Annotated in this window: 12 protein-coding genes and 1 pseudogene; 4 read left to right on the forward strand and 9 right to left on the reverse strand. The window is 69.9% G+C overall.

The window, feature by feature from the left end:
- Positions 1 to 80 precede the first annotated feature (80 nt).
- Positions 81 to 260, reverse strand: coding sequence for a hypothetical protein (locus tag MKK49_RS02425; RefSeq protein ID WP_244026465.1), 180 nt, complete (start codon positions 258 to 260; stop codon positions 81 to 83).
- 138 nt (positions 261 to 398) lie between these two features.
- Here MKK49_RS02425 and MKK49_RS02430 point away from each other — a divergent pair, with 138 nt between their 5' ends.
- Together MKK49_RS02430 and ruvX are read left to right on the forward strand one after the other, a co-directional pair.
- Complete coding sequence (locus MKK49_RS02430; RefSeq protein WP_244026466.1) at positions 399 to 938, forward strand: SMI1/KNR4 family protein; 540 nt, start codon at positions 399 to 401, stop codon at positions 936 to 938.
- 130 nt (positions 939 to 1,068) lie between these two features.
- Complete coding sequence (gene ruvX / locus MKK49_RS02435; RefSeq protein ID WP_244026467.1) at positions 1,069 to 1,560, forward strand: Holliday junction resolvase RuvX; 492 nt, start codon at positions 1,069 to 1,071, stop codon at positions 1,558 to 1,560.
- 222 nt (positions 1,561 to 1,782) lie between these two features.
- On the opposite strand, the gene MKK49_RS02440 is transcribed toward ruvX, so the two are convergent.
- Positions 1,783 to 2,043, reverse strand: a complete 261-nt coding sequence (locus tag MKK49_RS02440; protein WP_244026468.1) for a hypothetical protein — start codon at positions 2,041 to 2,043, stop codon at positions 1,783 to 1,785.
- Positions 2,044 to 2,256: 213 nt separating this feature from the next.
- On the opposite strand from MKK49_RS02440, the gene MKK49_RS02445 reads away from it, so the two are divergent.
- Positions 2,257 to 3,432, forward strand: coding sequence for a hypothetical protein (locus MKK49_RS02445; RefSeq protein ID WP_244026469.1), 1,176 nt, complete (start codon positions 2,257 to 2,259; stop codon positions 3,430 to 3,432).
- A 6-nt stretch (positions 3,433 to 3,438) separates the two neighbouring features.
- On the opposite strand, the gene dprA is transcribed toward MKK49_RS02445, so the two are convergent.
- The 4 genes from dprA to MKK49_RS02465 are packed head-to-tail and all read right to left on the reverse strand — an operon-like array spanning position 3,439 to position 7,505.
- On the reverse strand, positions 3,439 to 4,608 hold the full coding sequence (dprA, locus tag MKK49_RS02450) for a DNA-processing protein DprA (RefSeq protein WP_244026470.1): 1,170 nt from the start codon (positions 4,606 to 4,608) through the stop codon (positions 3,439 to 3,441).
- 34 nt (positions 4,609 to 4,642) lie between these two features.
- Positions 4,643 to 5,221 carry a glycerol-3-phosphate 1-O-acyltransferase PlsY gene (plsY, locus tag MKK49_RS02455; RefSeq protein ID WP_279595284.1) on the reverse strand — a complete coding sequence of 193 codons (579 nt, stop codon included), beginning with the start codon at positions 5,219 to 5,221 and terminating at the stop codon, positions 4,643 to 4,645.
- Between the two features lie 26 nt (positions 5,222 to 5,247).
- The gene (locus tag MKK49_RS02460; protein ID WP_244026472.1) at positions 5,248 to 6,549 is read right to left on the reverse strand and encodes a dihydroorotase; all 1,302 of its coding nucleotides are present in this window, start codon (positions 6,547 to 6,549) and stop codon (positions 5,248 to 5,250) included.
- 5 nt (positions 6,550 to 6,554) lie between these two features.
- On the reverse strand, positions 6,555 to 7,505 hold the full coding sequence (locus tag MKK49_RS02465) for an aspartate carbamoyltransferase catalytic subunit (protein WP_244026473.1): 951 nt from the start codon (positions 7,503 to 7,505) through the stop codon (positions 6,555 to 6,557).
- A gap of 239 nt (positions 7,506 to 7,744) precedes the next feature.
- On the opposite strand from MKK49_RS02465, the gene topA reads away from it, so the two are divergent.
- Positions 7,745 to 10,498, forward strand: coding sequence for a type I DNA topoisomerase (topA, locus tag MKK49_RS02470; RefSeq protein WP_244026474.1), 2,754 nt, complete (start codon positions 7,745 to 7,747; stop codon positions 10,496 to 10,498).
- 125 nt (positions 10,499 to 10,623) lie between these two features.
- Here topA and parE read toward each other — a convergent pair whose 3' ends face one another.
- The 3 genes and pseudogenes from parE to MKK49_RS02485 form a co-directional block, all read right to left on the reverse strand.
- The gene (gene parE, locus MKK49_RS02475) at positions 10,624 to 12,675 is read right to left on the reverse strand and encodes a DNA topoisomerase IV subunit B (RefSeq protein WP_244026475.1); all 2,052 of its coding nucleotides are present in this window, start codon (positions 12,673 to 12,675) and stop codon (positions 10,624 to 10,626) included.
- 253 nt (positions 12,676 to 12,928) lie between these two features.
- Positions 12,929 to 14,923 (reverse strand): PhoX family protein, encoded by a 1,995-nt coding sequence (locus MKK49_RS02480; RefSeq protein WP_244026476.1) that lies wholly within the window; start codon positions 14,921 to 14,923, stop codon positions 12,929 to 12,931.
- A gap of 156 nt (positions 14,924 to 15,079) precedes the next feature.
- A pseudogene (locus tag MKK49_RS02485) lies at positions 15,080 to 15,309 on the reverse strand (porin family protein); the annotation flags it as partial.

A 15,309-nucleotide genomic window follows, 5' to 3' on the forward strand; every position in this document is an offset into this window, starting at 1 on the left:
GGGCTATAGCACCCGCCTTCGCGCGCTCGCAACGCCGGGGGTTCTGCGGGGGGCTTTCGGGAGTCTCGGGTGACGGTCGCTCAGGTAATGACGTGTCCGGAGCGGTCGGGAACCTCGACGGTGATCCCGGGGCGATAGGGGTTGCGCTCGGCCTGCTGGAAGCCGATGGCGACGAGCTCGACGGCCAGGAGCAACATCAGCTTGTGCCGGAACGGCATCGCAAGCCGGCCGCCGGTCCTGGCGAGGCGGCCGCCCGCCATGGCGGGAGGGATCGTTCGGAATCGATTCATACGCGGCACCCACGGCATTAACGCATCGTTAACGATGCTATGAACGAGGCGATCCCGGCAAGGCCAGGGTTACGTATTCTTAACCTTAACGCGGGCGGAGACGAGGACATGTGGGAAACGGTGTTCGCGCACGGCGTGGCCGGACCGGTCTCGGGGGAGGCGGATCTCGCACGCGCCGAGGCCGAGCTGGGCTTTCCCCTGCCCGCCTCCTACCGGGACTTCTGCCGACGCTGGGGGGCCGGCCTCGCCGCCGGACATCTCCGCATCCTGACGCCCGGTCCCGATCCGGAAACCGATCTCGTCGCCGGCTCGGAACTCATGGCCCGCAGCATCGGCGCGGTCCTGGTCGACCGGCCGGATCACGGCTTCGAGGTGGAGGGCGACGACCCGTCCGTGGTGGAGCGGGCCTGCTTCTTCGGCCGCTCGGAGGCCGGCGAGTTCCTGTTCTGGGACGTCGTCCCGGACCGGTCCGAATACGAGATCTGGGTGATGGGCGCCGACCTCGAATCCGTCCGCTTCGGCGGGGCCGATCTCGGCGATCTCCTGCGGCGGATGCAGAGCCCGGCCGTGCGCGGCATCCTCGGGATGGCTGCGGCCCCCCTGCCCTCGACCTTCGCGGGCGACGATCCGGCCCCCGCCACGCATTGAGCCGCCCCGCGGCACTCGGAGGGTCTGCGACGCCCGGAGGGTCTGCGACGCCTGGAGGGTCTGCGACGCCCGGATTGCCACTCGGCCACGGATCGATCAGGACCAAGCGGATCACCGGAGAACGACAGATATGACCGAGGCCGAGATCCGCGCCTTCGCGGAGGCGTCGCGGGGCGGGCGCCGACTCATCGGCATCGATCTGGGCACCAAGACCATCGGGCTCGCCCTGTCGGATGTCGGTCGCCAGATCGCCTCGCCCCTCGAGACCATCCGCCGGGTGAAGTTCACCCCCGATGTCGCCCGCCTGCGCCAGCTCTGCGAGACCCACGGGGTCGGCGGCCTCGTCATGGGCCTGCCCCTCAACATGGACGGCAGCGAGGGCCCGCGGGTGCAATCCACCCGCTCCTTCGTGCGCAATCTCAAGCCGCTCCTCGACCTGCCGGTGCTGTTCTGCGACGAGCGCCTGTCCACTGCCGCCGTCACCCGCGCCCTCATCGCCGCCGATGCCTCGCGGGCCAAGCGCGGCGATGTCGTCGATATGCTGGCGGCGGCCTACATCCTCCAGGGCTGCCTGGATCAGATGCGGGGTGTCCTGGAGGAGGAAGCGGCGGAGGACGCGTGAGGATGGCGACGCGTGAGTTTCGCGCCCGCACGCGAAAGCGGCGGAGCCTTCGCCCCGCCGCCCATCTTCGGAATTCCATGTCGTCGATTGGACCGCGTCGTTACAGGCTGAGCATCGCCTGGGATGCGCCGACGATGGTGAAGACCAGGCCGCCCGCGAAGGCGCCGATCATCGCGTAGGAAAAGCCCTTCAGGACCATCGGTGTTGCCTCGACTGTCCGGATCAGCAACGGTTGCCGCCAGAGGTCTGGCCGTACTGCATCACGGGGAAGTTCTGCTGGTTGGCGTTGCCTTCGGCGGCCGAACTCATGGGGCACCCGCCATAGACCGGCACGCGGGACGGAGCGTAGACCGATCCCGTCGTCTCGACGTCGTAGGGGGTGAACGCGGTGTAACGCGCGGTGTTTTCGAATGCCATGGCAGACGAGATCGGAGCAACGCCGAGCACGAGAGCAGTGGCGATGGCGGCGATACGGGTCTTCATTTGGATGATTAAGTTCCCTTGCAGGTCGAACCGACAATCCGGCTCGTTTCTTTCTGACTGGTCTCAAGATAGGAAGCCGAGGCCCGGCATGACGTGTCGAACCGCACGCAACCATCCGAACCGGATGATCCGTGCTTCGCAGGCTTTTGCAGAGATCCGGATTTCCCTGTGCGGACCGATGCTTTAGCGGACAATCTGAAGGATGGGCCGAGCATGAGCGAGCGGGGGATCGACCGGGCGGCGACCGGGCGACGCGTCCACGCGGCGTGTGGCGCGCTGCTCCTGCTTCTCACGGCGGGATCGGCCGCACCGGCGCAGGGCGTCGATCCGCGCATCCTGCCCGCCAAGCCGCGTTACGTGCGCAACGCGGCTTGCGCCCCGGCGCTGATCGCCATGCCGCCCGGCACCCACCGGCTTCCGGGCGGCACCCTGATCTCGCCCAAACCCGCCGAGATTCCCGTCGGGCAGGGCGACAGCGCCATCTGCTTTGCCTATGCCACCGCCGACATGATCTCCCAGCGCGTCGGCCGGGCCGTGTCGCCGCTGGATGTCGCGAGCAAGTTCTACTTCGCCGATCCGGCCCGGCTCGAATCCCTGACCGATCCGGCCCTGCGCGCACATCTGAAGGCCCATCCGGCCTACCGGGCCGACATCGCCTGGGGCCGGAACGCCGCCGACATCAATCCCATCGGCAACCCGGGCCTGCAGCCCTATTTCGACAAGATCGAGGGCGGCGAGGAGGATGCCGCCGCCCTGCTCTACAACCTCGGCGGCCTCTGCGAGGAGCGCGATCTGCCCTCGCACGAGGGCTACGCGCATTTCGCCCCCACCTACGCGGCCCTGCGCTACAGCGCTTACCTCCGCGCGCCGAACCAGTGCCCGCGCCGCGTCGGCGCGACGGTGGGCAAACTCCGCTCTCAGCGGGCGGACGCCTTCAACGATGCGTGGCTGCGGCGGGTCGAGACCCTGTGCCGCCGGGTGCCCCTGCCCGTGCCCCTGTTGCCGGTCTCGACGCGGGTCGCCGCCAACCAGCTCGACTTCATGGCGATGCTGGAGGCGGGCCGGCCGCCGTCGCGCCGTGACATCACCCGCATGCTGGCCCGGGTCGACTACGCCCTCGACCATGGCCGCGCGCCGACCATCGGCTACAGCTGGTACATCCTGCAGGACCGCGACCCGAAGGACCCGGATCTCGCCGCCGACCATTCCAGCGCCGTCATCGGCCGGCGCAAGGCGGCGGGCGCGTGCCAGTACCTCGTCCAGGACAACACCGGCGAGTATTGCGCCCGGATGCGGGCGGGCATCCGGGAACGCTGCGACAACGGCCGGGTCTGGCTGCGGGAGGACGAACTGCGGCGCACCCTCTACAGCGTCATTTATCTGCGATGAAGGGCGTCATCCCACCAGCGACACCGCCCCACTCCCGTGCCGCTCGATGCGCCCGTCGAGCTCCAGTTCGAGCAGGGTCGTCTGGACCACGCGCACGCTGAGGCCCGCGGCGCGGGCGAGGTCGTCGGTGCCGATGGGCGTCGGGCTGAGCAGTCCGATGAGCCGGGCGCGGTCGTCCGTGGGCTCGGGCGGGTCGAAGGCTTCCGTCGGCATCGGCAGCACGATCCCGTCGACGTCGAGTTCGTCCCAGAAGATCGGCGCGTCGGCGAGATCGGGCCGGTCGCGGGCGAGGGGGTCGGCGCCGGTGGCGTCGCGCTCGACGAGGGGGGCCACCGCCTCGAGGACGTGGGCGGCCTCCGACACCAGGGTGGCGCCCTGGCGGATGAGGTCGTTGGTGCCCTCGGCGCGTGGATCGAGGGGCGAGCCCGGCACGGCGAAGACCTCCCTGCCCTGCTCCAGGGCGAAGCGCGCGGTGATGAGGGAGCCCGAGCGCCGCGCCGCCTCGACCACGACGGTGCCCAGACTCAGGCCGGAGATGATGCGGTTGCGCCGGGGGAAATCGCGCCCGCGCGGCTCCCAGCCCATGGGCATCTCGGCGACCACGGCCCCGCCCGCCTCCAGGATCGCCTCGACGAGGGCGGCGTGGTTGGCCGGATAGATCCGGTCGTGACCGCCCGCCAGCACCGCCACGGTGCCGGAAATGACGGCGGCCTTGTGGGCGCGGGCGTCGATGCCGCGCGCCAGCCCCGAGATCACCACGAGGCCGGCCGTGCCGAGGTCGCGGGCGAGTCGCTCGGTGATGTTCAGGCCGGCGGCCGAGGCGTTGCGCGAGCCGACGATGGCCACCGCCGGCCGGTTCAGGATGGCCGGATCGCCCCGCACGGCCAGGAGCGGCGGAGCGGAATCCGCCGCCTGGAGCAGCTTCGGGTAGTTGTCCTCGCCGAGCGCCACGAGGCGGGCGCCGATTCGCGCCGCCGCCGCGAGTTCGGCCTCGGCCTGGCTCCGCGTCGGCGGAACGACGCGCCGGCCGGTGCGGCCGGTGATGTTCGGTAACGCCTCCAGGGCGGCGCCGGCCCCGCCGAAGCGGTTGATCAGGGTGCGGAAGGTGCGCGGGCCGATGCCCTCGGACCGGATGAGGCGGAGCCAGTCGAGGCGCTGGGCATCGTTGAGTTGCATCGCCCTTCCCCGTTGGCCAGGTCGGGCGACAGCCTCAGCCCTTCTGCCCGATGCGCCCCTCGGTGCCGGCGAGGAGCCGGCGGATGTTGGGCGCGTGCTTCCACCATAGCAGGGCCGCGAGCAGGAGGAAGAGCCATGCAACCCCCGGCTGTCCCAGGGCCCACAGGACGACGGGCGTCGCGGCCGAGGCGGCGAGCGCCGCGAGCGACGAGTAGCGCAGGCCGAAGGCGAGGCCGAGCCAGATCGCCGCGAAGGCGAGAAGCCCCACCGGGCTGAGGGCCAGAAGCACGCCCAGAAAGGTCGCGACCCCCTTGCCGCCCTTGAAACCGAGCCAGACCGGAAAGAGGTGGCCGAGGAAGGCCCCGAGCCCCGCCGCCAGGGCCGGCTCCAGGTTGAAGCGTAAGGCGATGAGCACGGCCACCGTGCCCTTGAGGGCGTCACCCAGGAGTGTCGCGGCGGCCAGCCCCTTCCGGCCCGTGCGCAGGACATTGGTGGCGCCGATATTGCCCGACCCGATGGCGCGCACGTCGCCCAACCCAGCCATGCGGGTAAAGATCAGACCGAACGGGATCGAGCCGAGGGCGTAGCCCCCGGCCAACCCCGCCAACAGCATCGGCAGGGAAGCGGCCTCGGCGTAAGTCACGCGAAGCTCCGGTCGCGAAACACGACGCGCCCGCCGACGACGGTGAGCATGGCGGCACCCTGCAGGCGCGCCTCGTCGAAGGGCGAGTTCTTGGAGCGCGACTTCAGGCTGCGCTTGTCGAGGATGTAGGGCACGTCCGGATCGATCAGCGCGAAGTCGGCGGGGGCGCCCACGGTGAGGCGCCCGGCCTCGCGCCCGAGAATCCTGGCCGGATGCGCCGTCAGCGCGGCGAGCAGGCGCGGCAGGGCGATGTCGCCCGTGTGGACGAGGCGCAGGGCGGCGCCGAGCAGGGTCTCGATGCCGAGCGCGCCGTCGGCGGCCTCGGCGAAGGGCAGGCGCTTGGTCTCGACATCCTGCGGGTTGTGGTCGGACACGATCACGTCGACCACGCCCTCGTTCAGGGCCGCCACCAGGGCAAGGCGGTCGGTCTCGTGACGCAAGGGGGGCGAGAGCCGGCAGAAGGTGCGGTAATGGCCGATATCGCCCTCGTTGAGGACGAGGTTGTTGATCGACGCCCCGCAGGTGACGGGCAGGCCGTCGTGCTTGGCCCGGCGCACGATCTCGACGGAATCGGCGCACGAGATCATGGCGGCGTGGTAGCGGGCGCCCGTGAGGCGCACGAGGCGGAGGTCGCGCTCCAGCATCACCGTCTCGGCCTCGCGCGGGATGCCCACGAGCCCGAGCCGGGAGGCCATCTCGCCCTCGTTCATCACGCCTTCGCCGACGAGGTCGGGCTCCTCGACGTGCTGCATGATCAGCGCGTCGAAATCCCGGGCATAGGTGAGGGCCCGGCGCAGGACCTGAGCGTTGGTGACGGCCTTGAGCCCGTCGGTGAAGGCGACCGCACCGGCTTCCTGCAACAGGCCGAACTCGGTCATCTCGCGGCCCGCGAGGCCCTTGGTGATGGCAGCGGCCGGCAGGACGTTGACGCAGGCCGTGTCGCGGGCGCGGCGCAGGACGAAATCGACGATGGGCGGCCCGTCGATGACCGGGTTGGTGTCGGGCATGCACACGAGGGTGGTGACGCCGCCGGCGGCGGCCGCCGCGCTGGCGGAGGCCAGGGTCTCGCGGTGCTCGGCGCCCGGCTCGCCGACGAAGGCGCGCATGTCGATGAGGCCGGGGCTCAACACATGCCCGGCGCAGTCGATGACCTCGACGCCCTCGGGGGCGGCCGGGGCGGCGCCCCAGACGACATCGGCGATGCGGCCGTCGCGCACGAGGACGTGGCCCGGCGACTGCCGACCGGTGGCCGGATCGCACAGGGTGGCGTTGGTAAGGAGAAGAGGGGGATGGGACATCGGACTCACGCGTTCGGCAGGTGCGTCGCGAGAGCTTCGAGCACGGCCATCCGCACGGCCACCCCCATCTCGACCTGCTCGCGGATGAGGGACTGCGCCCCGTCGGCGACCTCCGAGGAAATCTCGACGCCGCGGTTCATCGGCCCCGGATGCATCACCAGGGCGTCGGGGGCGGCGAGCGCCAGCTTGTCGCCGTCGAGGCCGAAATAGCGGAAGTATTCCTTCACGCTCGGCACGAAGGAACCGTTCATGCGCTCGCGCTGAAGGCGCAGCATCATGACGATGTCGGCGCCCGCCAGCCCTCGTCTCATGTCGGTGAACACGTCGACGCCGAAGCGGGCGAGGCCCGTCGGCAGCAGGGTCGAGGGACCGATCACCCGGACCCGGGCGCCGAGGGCCTGGAGCAGGATGATGTTGGACCGCGCCACGCGCGAATGTAGAACATCGCCGCAGATGGCCACGGTCAGGCCCTCGATCCGACCCTTGTTGCGGCGGATGGTCAGGGCGTCGAGGAGCGCCTGGGTCGGGTGCTCGTGGGCGCCGTCGCCGGCATTGACCACGGCGCAATCGACCTTGCGGGCCAGGAGATGCACGGCGCCCGCCGCGTGGTGGCGCACCACGATGATGTCGGGCCGCATGGCGTTGAGGGTGGCGGCCGTGTCGATGAGGGTCTCGCCCTTCTTCACCGAGGAGGAGGCGACCGACATGTTCATGACGTCGGCGCCCAGCCGCTTGCCGGCGAGCTCGAACGAGGCCTGCGTCCGGGTCGAGGGCTCGAAGAACAGGTTGATCTGCGTGCGGCCGCGCAGGGTGGTGCGCTTCTTCTCCACCTGCCGGGAAAGCGCCACGGCGGCATCGGCCCGCTCCAGCAGGGCCTCGATGTCGGGACGCGACAGGCCCTCGATGCCGAGGAGGTGGCGGTGGGGGAAGCCGGGCGGAGTCGGGGCGCTGGTCATCACGGGGCTCAGCGCTACAGCGGGTGCGCGGCGCCCGCAAGACGAAGGTCGAGCGGGGGACCCGGCGCAACCGGCAAAGTGTCCCCATTTGACATCGTCCGAGGGTTAACCCACTTCATGCCCCGCAAAAGGCCCCCTCCCCGCGAGGCGGCCCGCCTTGCCGCATCGGCGACGCGCCCTCGGGCGCTCAACCGCTCGTTGCGGAAAAGAGGCCCTCTCGAGAGGCTCGGAATCCCTCCATGAAAGTTGTCGTCGTCGAGTCGCCGGCCAAGGCCAAGACGATCAACAAGTACCTCGGCCGCGACTACGAGGTGCTCGCCTCGTTCGGCCATATCCGCGATCTGCCGGCCAAGGACGGCTCCGTCGATCCGGAGGCGGACTTCCACATGCTGTGGGAGCTCGACGACCGGGGGTCGAAGCGAGTCTCGGATATCGTGAAGGCGCTGAAGGGCGCCGACGGCCTGATTCTCGCGACCGATCCGGATCGCGAGGGCGAGGCCATCTCCTGGCACGTGGTCGAGGCGCTCAACGCCCGGCGCGCCCTGAAGGGCATGCACGTGGAGCGGGTGACCTTCAACGCCATCACCAAGGCGGCGGTGGACACCGCCATGCGCAACCCGCGCCAGATCGACCAGGCCCTGGTCGACGCCTACCTGGCCCGGCGCGCCCTCGATTACCTCGTCGGCTTCAACCTCTCGCCGGTGCTGTGGCGCAAGCTCCCCGGTGCCCGCTCGGCCGGCCGCGTCCAGTCCGTGGCCCTGCGCCTCGTCTGCGAGCGCGAGCGCGAGATCGAGGTGTTCAAACCGCGCGAGTACTGGTCCCTCGTCGCGACCCTGACGACCGAGACCGGCGCCGTGTTCGAGGCCCGGCTCACGGGCGCGGACGGCAAGAAGATCCAGCGCCTCGACGTCGGCACCGGCGAGGAGGCGGCGGCGTTCAAGCGCGACCTCGAACTCGCGACGTTTTCCGTTGGGACCGTTGAAGCGAAGCCGGCAAAGCGTCATCCGGCGCCGCCCTTCACCACCTCCACCCTGCAGCAGGAGGCCTCGCGAAAGCTTGGCATGGCCCCGGCCCAGACCATGCGGGCCGCTCAGAAGCTGTACGAGGGCGTCGAGATCGGCGGCGAGACGGTGGGCCTCATCACATACATGCGGACGGACGGCGTCGACATGGCGCCGGAAGCCATCGCCGACGCGCGGCAGGTGATCGCCAAGGAATACGGCGAGCGCTACCTGCCGGGGGTCCCGCGCAAGTACAGCACCAAGGCCAAGAACGCGCAGGAGGCCCACGAGGCCGTGCGCCCGACCGATATGAGCCGGCTACCGAAGACCGTGGCCCGCACGGTGGATGCCGAGCAGGCCAAGCTCTACGAACTCATCTGGACCCGCACGGTGGCGAGCCAGATGGAATCGGCCGAGCTGGAGCGGACCACGGTGGACATCGTCGCCTCGGTGGGCCCGCGCAGGCTCGACCTCAGGGCGACCGGGCAAGTCGTCAAGTTCGACGGCTTCCTCACCCTCTACCAGGAGGGCAAGGACGACGAGGAGGACGAGGACGGCAAGCGCCTGCCGCCGATGAAGGCCGGCGACCCCTTGAAGCGCGAGCGCATCGCCTCGACCCAGCACTTCACCGAGCCGCCGCCGCGCTATTCCGAAGCCAGCCTCGTCAAGCGCATGGAGGAGCTCGGCATCGGCCGGCCCTCGACCTACGCGGCGATCCTGCAGACCCTGCGCGACCGCGAATACGTCAAGATCGAGAAGAAGCGCCTGGTGGCCGAGGACAAGGGCCGCCTCGTCACGGGCTTCCTCGAGAGCTTCTTCAAGCGCTACGTCGAGTACGATTTCACCGCCGATCTGGAGGGCCAGCTCGACCGGGTCTCGAATGCCGAGATCGACTGGCGCGAGGTGCTGCGCGACTTCTGGAAGGATTTTTCCGCAGCCATCGCGGGCACCAAGGAGCTGCGCGTCACGGAGGTGCTCGACGCGCTGAACGACCTGCTCGGCGCTCACATCTTCCCCGAGAAGGCCGACGGCTCGAACCCGCGCACCTGCCCGACCTGCGGGGCCGGCCAGCTCTCGCTCAAGCTCGGCAAGTTCGGTGCCTTCGTCGGCTGCTCGAACTACCCCGAGTGCAAGTACACCCGCCAGCTCGCCGCGAGCGGCGTCGAGGGCGACGGCGACGGCTCGTCGGAGAACGGTGGCCAGCCCGGTACCCGGGTCCTCGGCACCGATCCGGTCTCGGGAATGGCCGTGACCCTGCGCGACGGCCGCTTCGGCCCGTTCGTGCAGCTCGGCGAGGCCTCCCCCGACAAGGAGGCCCCGAAGCCCAAGCGCTCCTCGATCCCGAAGGGCCTGAGCCCATCGAGCGTGGACCTGGAAAAGGCCCTCAAGCTGCTGTCCCTGCCGCGCGAGGTCGCCAGACACCCCGAGACCGGCGAGCCGATCCTGGCCAATCTCGGCCGGTTCGGACCTTACGTGCAGCACGGCAAGATGTACGCAAATCTCGGCCGCGACGACGACGTGCTGGAGATCGGGGCCAATCGCGCCATCGACATCATCGTCGCCAAGGAGCAAGGCGGCGGCCGGCGCGGTCCCGCCGCCGATCCGGGCCGGGCGCTGGGCAACCACCCCGAGACCGCCAAGCCCATCGTGGTGAAATCGGGCAAGTACGGCCCCTACGTCACCGACGGCACCACCAACGCGACCCTGCCGAAGACCTTGGCAGCCGAGGACATCGATCTGCCCCAGGCCCTGGAGCTCATCGCCGCCCGCGAGGCGGCCGGAGGGTCGAAGAAGCGCGCGCCGGCTCGCAAGGCGGCGGCGAAGTCGGCCACCGCCAAGAAGGCGCCGGCCAAGAAAGCGGCCGCGAAGGCGACGAGCGACGACGCGGAGCCGGTGAAGAAGGTCGTCGCGAAGAAGGCACCCGCCAAGAAAGCAGCGACCGCGGCAGCGAAACCCGCGACCGCGCGCAAGGCCGCCGCCAAGAAGGCCTGATCCGGCATCCTTTTCGGGTTTCCGAAGGGATCATCCCTTCGGCGGGTGTCGGGCAGAGCCTGACTTCTATTCTAGGGCCAGCCCTGGACCCGCGAAGGGCTCGCCCTTCGAGACCCGGAGCCGGATCAGATATCCAGTTCCGCGCCGTCCGCGAACGCCGCGCGCTCGGAGATGAAGGCGAAGCGGGCTTCGGGCTTGTTGCCCATGAGGCGCTCCACGGCGTCCCCCGTGGAGATGCGGGCGTCCTCCAGGACTCCGACGCGCAGGAGCGTGCGCTTCTTGGGGTCCATGGTGGTCTCCTTCAGCTGCGCCGGCATCATCTCGCCGAGGCCCTTGAAGCGGCCGATCTCGACCTTGGCGCCCTTGAACACGGTCTTGATCACCCGTTCCTTGTCGGCGTCGTCGCGGGCATAGGCCGTCTTGGCGCCGTGGGTCAGGCGGTAGAGCGGCGGGATCGCGAGGTAGAGGTGGCCCTTGTCGATGAGTTTGGGCATCTGCCGGTAGAAGAAGGTGATGAGCAGCGAGGCGATGTGGGCGCCGTCGACGTCGGCATCGGTCATGATGATGACCTTCTCGTAGCGAAGGTCCTCCAGGCGGAAGGCGTTGCCGGTGCCGCAGCCCAGCGCCTGGGTCAGGTCCGAGATGAGCTGGTTGGCCCCGAGCTTGTCGCGGCTGGCGGACGCCACGTTGAGGATCTTGCCGCGCAACGGCAGGATCGCCTGGCTGGCGCGGTCGCGCGCCTGCTTGGCCGAGCCGCCCGCCGAGTCGCCCTCGACGATGAAGATCTCGGAGCCCGCCATGCCGGCCTTGGAGCAATCGGCGAGCTTGCCCGGCAGCCGCAGCTTGCGGGTGGCGGATTTGCGCGCGACCTCCTTCTCCTGGCGGCGGCGCAGGCGCTCCTCCGCCCGGTCGATCACCCAGTCGAGGAGCTTGTTGGCCTGGGCCGGCGAGGCGGCGAGCCAATGGTCGAACGCGTCTCGGATCGCCGTCTCGACGATGCGCGAGGCTTCCACCGTGGCGAGCTTGTCCTTGGTCTGGCCCTGGAATTCCGGCTCGCGGATGAACACCGACAGCATCGAGGCGCAGGTCGCCATGACGTCGTCCGTGGTCACCGCCGTCATGCGTTTGGCTTGGTTCACCCGCTCGGCGTGCTCGCGCAACGCCCGCAGCAGGGCGACGCGTAGGCCGCTCTCGTGGGTGCCGCCCTCGGCGGTGGGGATGGTGTTGCAGTAGGAGGCCGAGACGCCGTCGTCGACGACCATCCAGGCCACAGCCCATTCGAGGGAGCCATGGCCGCCCGGCTTGGTGATCTTGCCCGAAAAGATCGCGTCGGTGACGAGTTCCTTGCCCTCGAGATCGCGGGCGAGATAGTCGCGCAGGCCCCCGGGGAAGCGGTGCACGGTCTCGGCCGGCACGTCGTCCATTCCCTCCAGCAGGGCCGGCGCGCAGCGCCAACGGATCTCGACGCCGCCGAACAGGTAGGCCTTGGAGCGCGCCATCTTGAACAGGCGCCGGGGATCGAACTTCAGCGCCCCGAAGATCTGCGGGTCGGGGTGGAAGCGCACCCGGGTGCCGCGCCGGTTCTGGACCCGGCCGACCGTCTCCAAGGGGCCCTGCACGTGGCCCCGCGAAAAGGTCTGGCGATAGAGGGTCTGGCCGCGGGCGACCTCGACCTCGACCTCGTCGGACAGGGCGTTGACCACGGAGATGCCCACCCCGTGCAGGCCGCCGGAGGTCTCGTAGACCTTGGAATCGAACTTACCGCCCGCGTGCAGGACGGTCATGATGACCTCCAGGGCGGACTTGGTCGGGTATTTCGGGTGCGGGTCCACGGGGATGCCGCGGCCGTTGTCGGTCACCACGAGGTGGCCGCTCTCCTCGAGTTCCACCTCGATGAAGCTGGCGTGCCCCGCCACCGCCTCGTCCATGGAATTGTCGATCACCTCGGCGAAGAGGTGGTGCAGCGCCCGCTCGTCGGTGCCGCCGATATACATGCCGGGGCGGCGGCGCACGGGCTCCAGCCCCTCCAGCACCTCGATGGCGGACGCGTCGTAGCCAGCCTCCGCCGAAGGAACGGGGGTCAGCGGCGCCATGGCAGCGTCGAGCTTGCGCCGCTCGGCGGGCTTCGGTGCCGGCGCCTTGCCACCGACGAACAGGTCGCGCGCGGGGTCGCTCACCGGAGCGCCCCGAGCGGGAGATGGCACGGCCGCGGGCTTCGCAGGCCGGGTCGCAGAGGGAGACCGTGCAGCATTCGCCTTCATCCTCCGACCATACCGGAACAAACCGGAAACAGAAAGGGGCTTCCGCCCCGTGGGGCCGGGGTACGACCCCACACCGACAGGACGAACTCCTCCCATTGCATGGGACGGGGTTGGTTAAGAAGGGCTGACGGTCCCGGGACCGCTGTTTCGCATCGCGGGGCCCGCGGCCTCAGGTCCCGACGCGGCCGCCCGCGCTTTTCGTGATCGCCACCACGGCGGGACGCGGCGGCAGGGCCGGGTCGAAATCCGGCCAGCGGGTGGACGGCGCCTCGAAGGTGGCGGGGGCGGCCTTGGGATCGTCCTCGTCGGCCTCGCCCGGATGCTGCACGGCGACGAAGAAGGTGGTGTCGTCGGGGGTGAAGTACGGCCCGCACATCTCGGCGCCGCACGGCACGCGGAAGAAGTGCTTGCCGGTGCCGCGCCCTTGGCCCTCCGTCTCCATGGCCCAGATGCCGTCGGCCCGCCCCGTGCGGGAGGCCGAGTTGCCGTCGGTGGCGACCCAGAGGCGCCCCTGCCCGTCGACGGCGCAATTGTCCGGCATGCCGAACCAGCCGTCCTTCGTGGTGGCCGACGAGAAGGTGGCGCCGACGGCGGCGATGGCGGGATCGCCGCAGCGGACGAGGATCTCCCAGGCGAAACCCGTCGCCGCATGGTCGCCGTCGTCGGGGGTGAGCTCGACGATGTGGCCGAAGCGGTTGTCGGCGCGCGGGTTCACGGCGTCGACCCCATCGGCTTTGCGCTTCCCGTTGTTGGTCAGCATCACGTAGACCTTGCCGGTCTTCGGGTTGGCCTCGACGTCCTCGGGGCGATCCATCTTGGTGGCGCCCAGATGATCGGCGGCGAGCCGCGCGCCGATGAGCACGTCGGCCTGGCTGGCGAATCCGTTCTGCGGCGTCAGCGGCCCCTGCCCGAACACCAGGGGCATCCAGGTGCCGCGCCCATCGGCGTCGAAGCGGGCGACGTGGAGCGTGCCGTTGTCCAGAAGGTCGCGGTCGCCGCTGTCGGCCCGGCCGGCGGTGACGAACTTGTAGACGTAGTCGAAGCGCTCGTCGTCGCCCTGGTAGACGACGTATTGGCCTGTCCTGGCGACGATGCCGGCGGCGCCCTCGTGCTTGAACCGGCCCATGGCGGTGCGCTTCTTCGGGGTGGAGGTCGGATCGAACGGATCGATCTCCACCACCCAGCCGAAGCGGTTGGGCTCGCGCGGGGTTTTTCCGATGTCGAAGCGCTCGTGGAACCGGCCCCAGGCGTAGGCTGTGTTGGGCAGGTTGAAACGGACGTGGTTCTTCGCCTCCGCCGAGTCCTGCGGCAGCGTCCCCGAAAAGTAGTAGTTGATGTTCTCCTCGCAGGTGAGCCACGTGCCCCACGGGGTCGTGCCGCCGGCGCAGTTGTTGATCATGCCATGGACGGCGCGGCCCGTGGGGTCGGCGGCGGTCTTCAGGCGTTCGGACCCCGCGGCGGGGCCGGTGAGCACCATCGGCGTCGCCACGGTGATGCGGCGGGCGTACTTCGAATCCGGCACCACGGCCCATCGGCCGTCCGTGCGCCGGATCTCGAGGACCGAGCCGCCATGGGCCGCCATCTCGATCTCGACGAGATCCTTCGTCATGCCGGCAAAAGTCACGCCCTTGATGTCCTGGCGCCCCAGCCCGGGGAACATGAGTTCCTCGTTGGTGTATTCGTGATTGACCACCAGGAGGCCGTGGGCGGCCGGGTCGGCTGCGCCCGGCATGGGGAAGTAGCCGACGAAATCGTTGTTGTAGCCGAACTGCTGCGCTTGCGCGGCGGCCGATTGGTTGTGCGGGTCGAAGGCCGGGGCTCCGGGCAGCACAGGATCGCCCCAGCGGATGAGGATCTGGGCGTCGTGTCCCGCCGCCACGTGGTGGTGCGTGTCCGAACCGGCCTCGATTTCCGCGAAGGGGAAGCGCGTCGGGGCGGAAGCGCCCCCGTTCTGCCCCTGGGCGGCGTGGGCCTCACCGGCGGCGAGCGCCCGCGGCGTCACCACGGCGGCGATGGCGCCGACCCCGAGGAGACCGCGCAGGAGATCGCGCCGGTCGAACCGCGCGGCGACCACGTCGCCGAAGGTGGCGTTGGGGCTGGCGTTGGAGCCGGCATCCTCGGCCGCCTCGGCCGCCTGCGAGCGGGTTCGCGTCGGCTGCGTCATCCATCGGCTCCGTTGAATCCTGAGAACCGCGCCTCCTACCGGCTTCGCATGGCATCGGCATGTCGGATGCCACGCACGAAAAAGCCCGGCCTTCCGGCCGGGCTTCCCGCTGGTTCGTGGAGCCGGTGGCGCCCGGTGAGGGGCGCCGGTCGGGTCCTAGTACGAGCCGAACTTGTAGTTCAGGCCGGCGCGGACGACGGCGAACTCGGTGTCGCGGACCTGACGGCCACCGCTGGCCAGGACGACGCCCGGGCTGTTGGTGAAGATGGTAGCACCCGCGTTGTTGACGGCGAAGGCACCGGCGTTGCGGTTGTTCTGGTCGAGCTTCACGTACAGGCCTTCGACCTTGAACGTCACGGCCGAGGACTTGAAGAAGTTGAAGAACG

It is taken from the genome of Methylobacterium sp. J-090 (assembly GCF_022829345.1).
In the GTDB taxonomy this organism is placed as follows: Bacteria; Pseudomonadota; Alphaproteobacteria; order Rhizobiales; family Beijerinckiaceae; genus Methylobacterium.

Coding starts and splice junctions, on each gene's coding strand:
- MKK49_RS02440 (WP_244026468.1), bottom strand. CDS start 2,043: ATGAAGACCCGTATCGCCGCCATCGCCACTGCTCTCGTGCTCGGCGTT.
- MKK49_RS02480 (WP_244026476.1), bottom strand. CDS start 14,923: ATGACGCAGCCGACGCGAACCCGCTCGCAGGCGGCCGAGGCGGCCGAG.
- MKK49_RS02425 (WP_244026465.1), bottom strand. CDS start 260: ATGGCGGGCGGCCGCCTCGCCAGGACCGGCGGCCGGCTTGCGATGCCG.
- MKK49_RS02465 (WP_244026473.1), bottom strand. CDS start 7,505: ATGACCAGCGCCCCGACTCCGCCCGGCTTCCCCCACCGCCACCTCCTC.
- dprA (WP_244026470.1), bottom strand. CDS start 4,608: ATGCAACTCAACGATGCCCAGCGCCTCGACTGGCTCCGCCTCATCCGG.
- topA (WP_244026474.1), top strand. CDS start 7,745: ATGAAAGTTGTCGTCGTCGAGTCGCCGGCCAAGGCCAAGACGATCAAC.
- ruvX (WP_244026467.1), top strand. CDS start 1,069: ATGACCGAGGCCGAGATCCGCGCCTTCGCGGAGGCGTCGCGGGGCGGG.
- MKK49_RS02460 (WP_244026472.1), bottom strand. CDS start 6,549: ATGTCCCATCCCCCTCTTCTCCTTACCAACGCCACCCTGTGCGATCCG.
- plsY (WP_279595284.1), bottom strand. CDS start 5,221: ATGCTGTTGGCGGGGTTGGCCGGGGGCTACGCCCTCGGCTCGATCCCG.
- MKK49_RS02445 (WP_244026469.1), top strand. CDS start 2,257: ATGAGCGAGCGGGGGATCGACCGGGCGGCGACCGGGCGACGCGTCCAC.
- MKK49_RS02430 (WP_244026466.1), top strand. CDS start 399: ATGTGGGAAACGGTGTTCGCGCACGGCGTGGCCGGACCGGTCTCGGGG.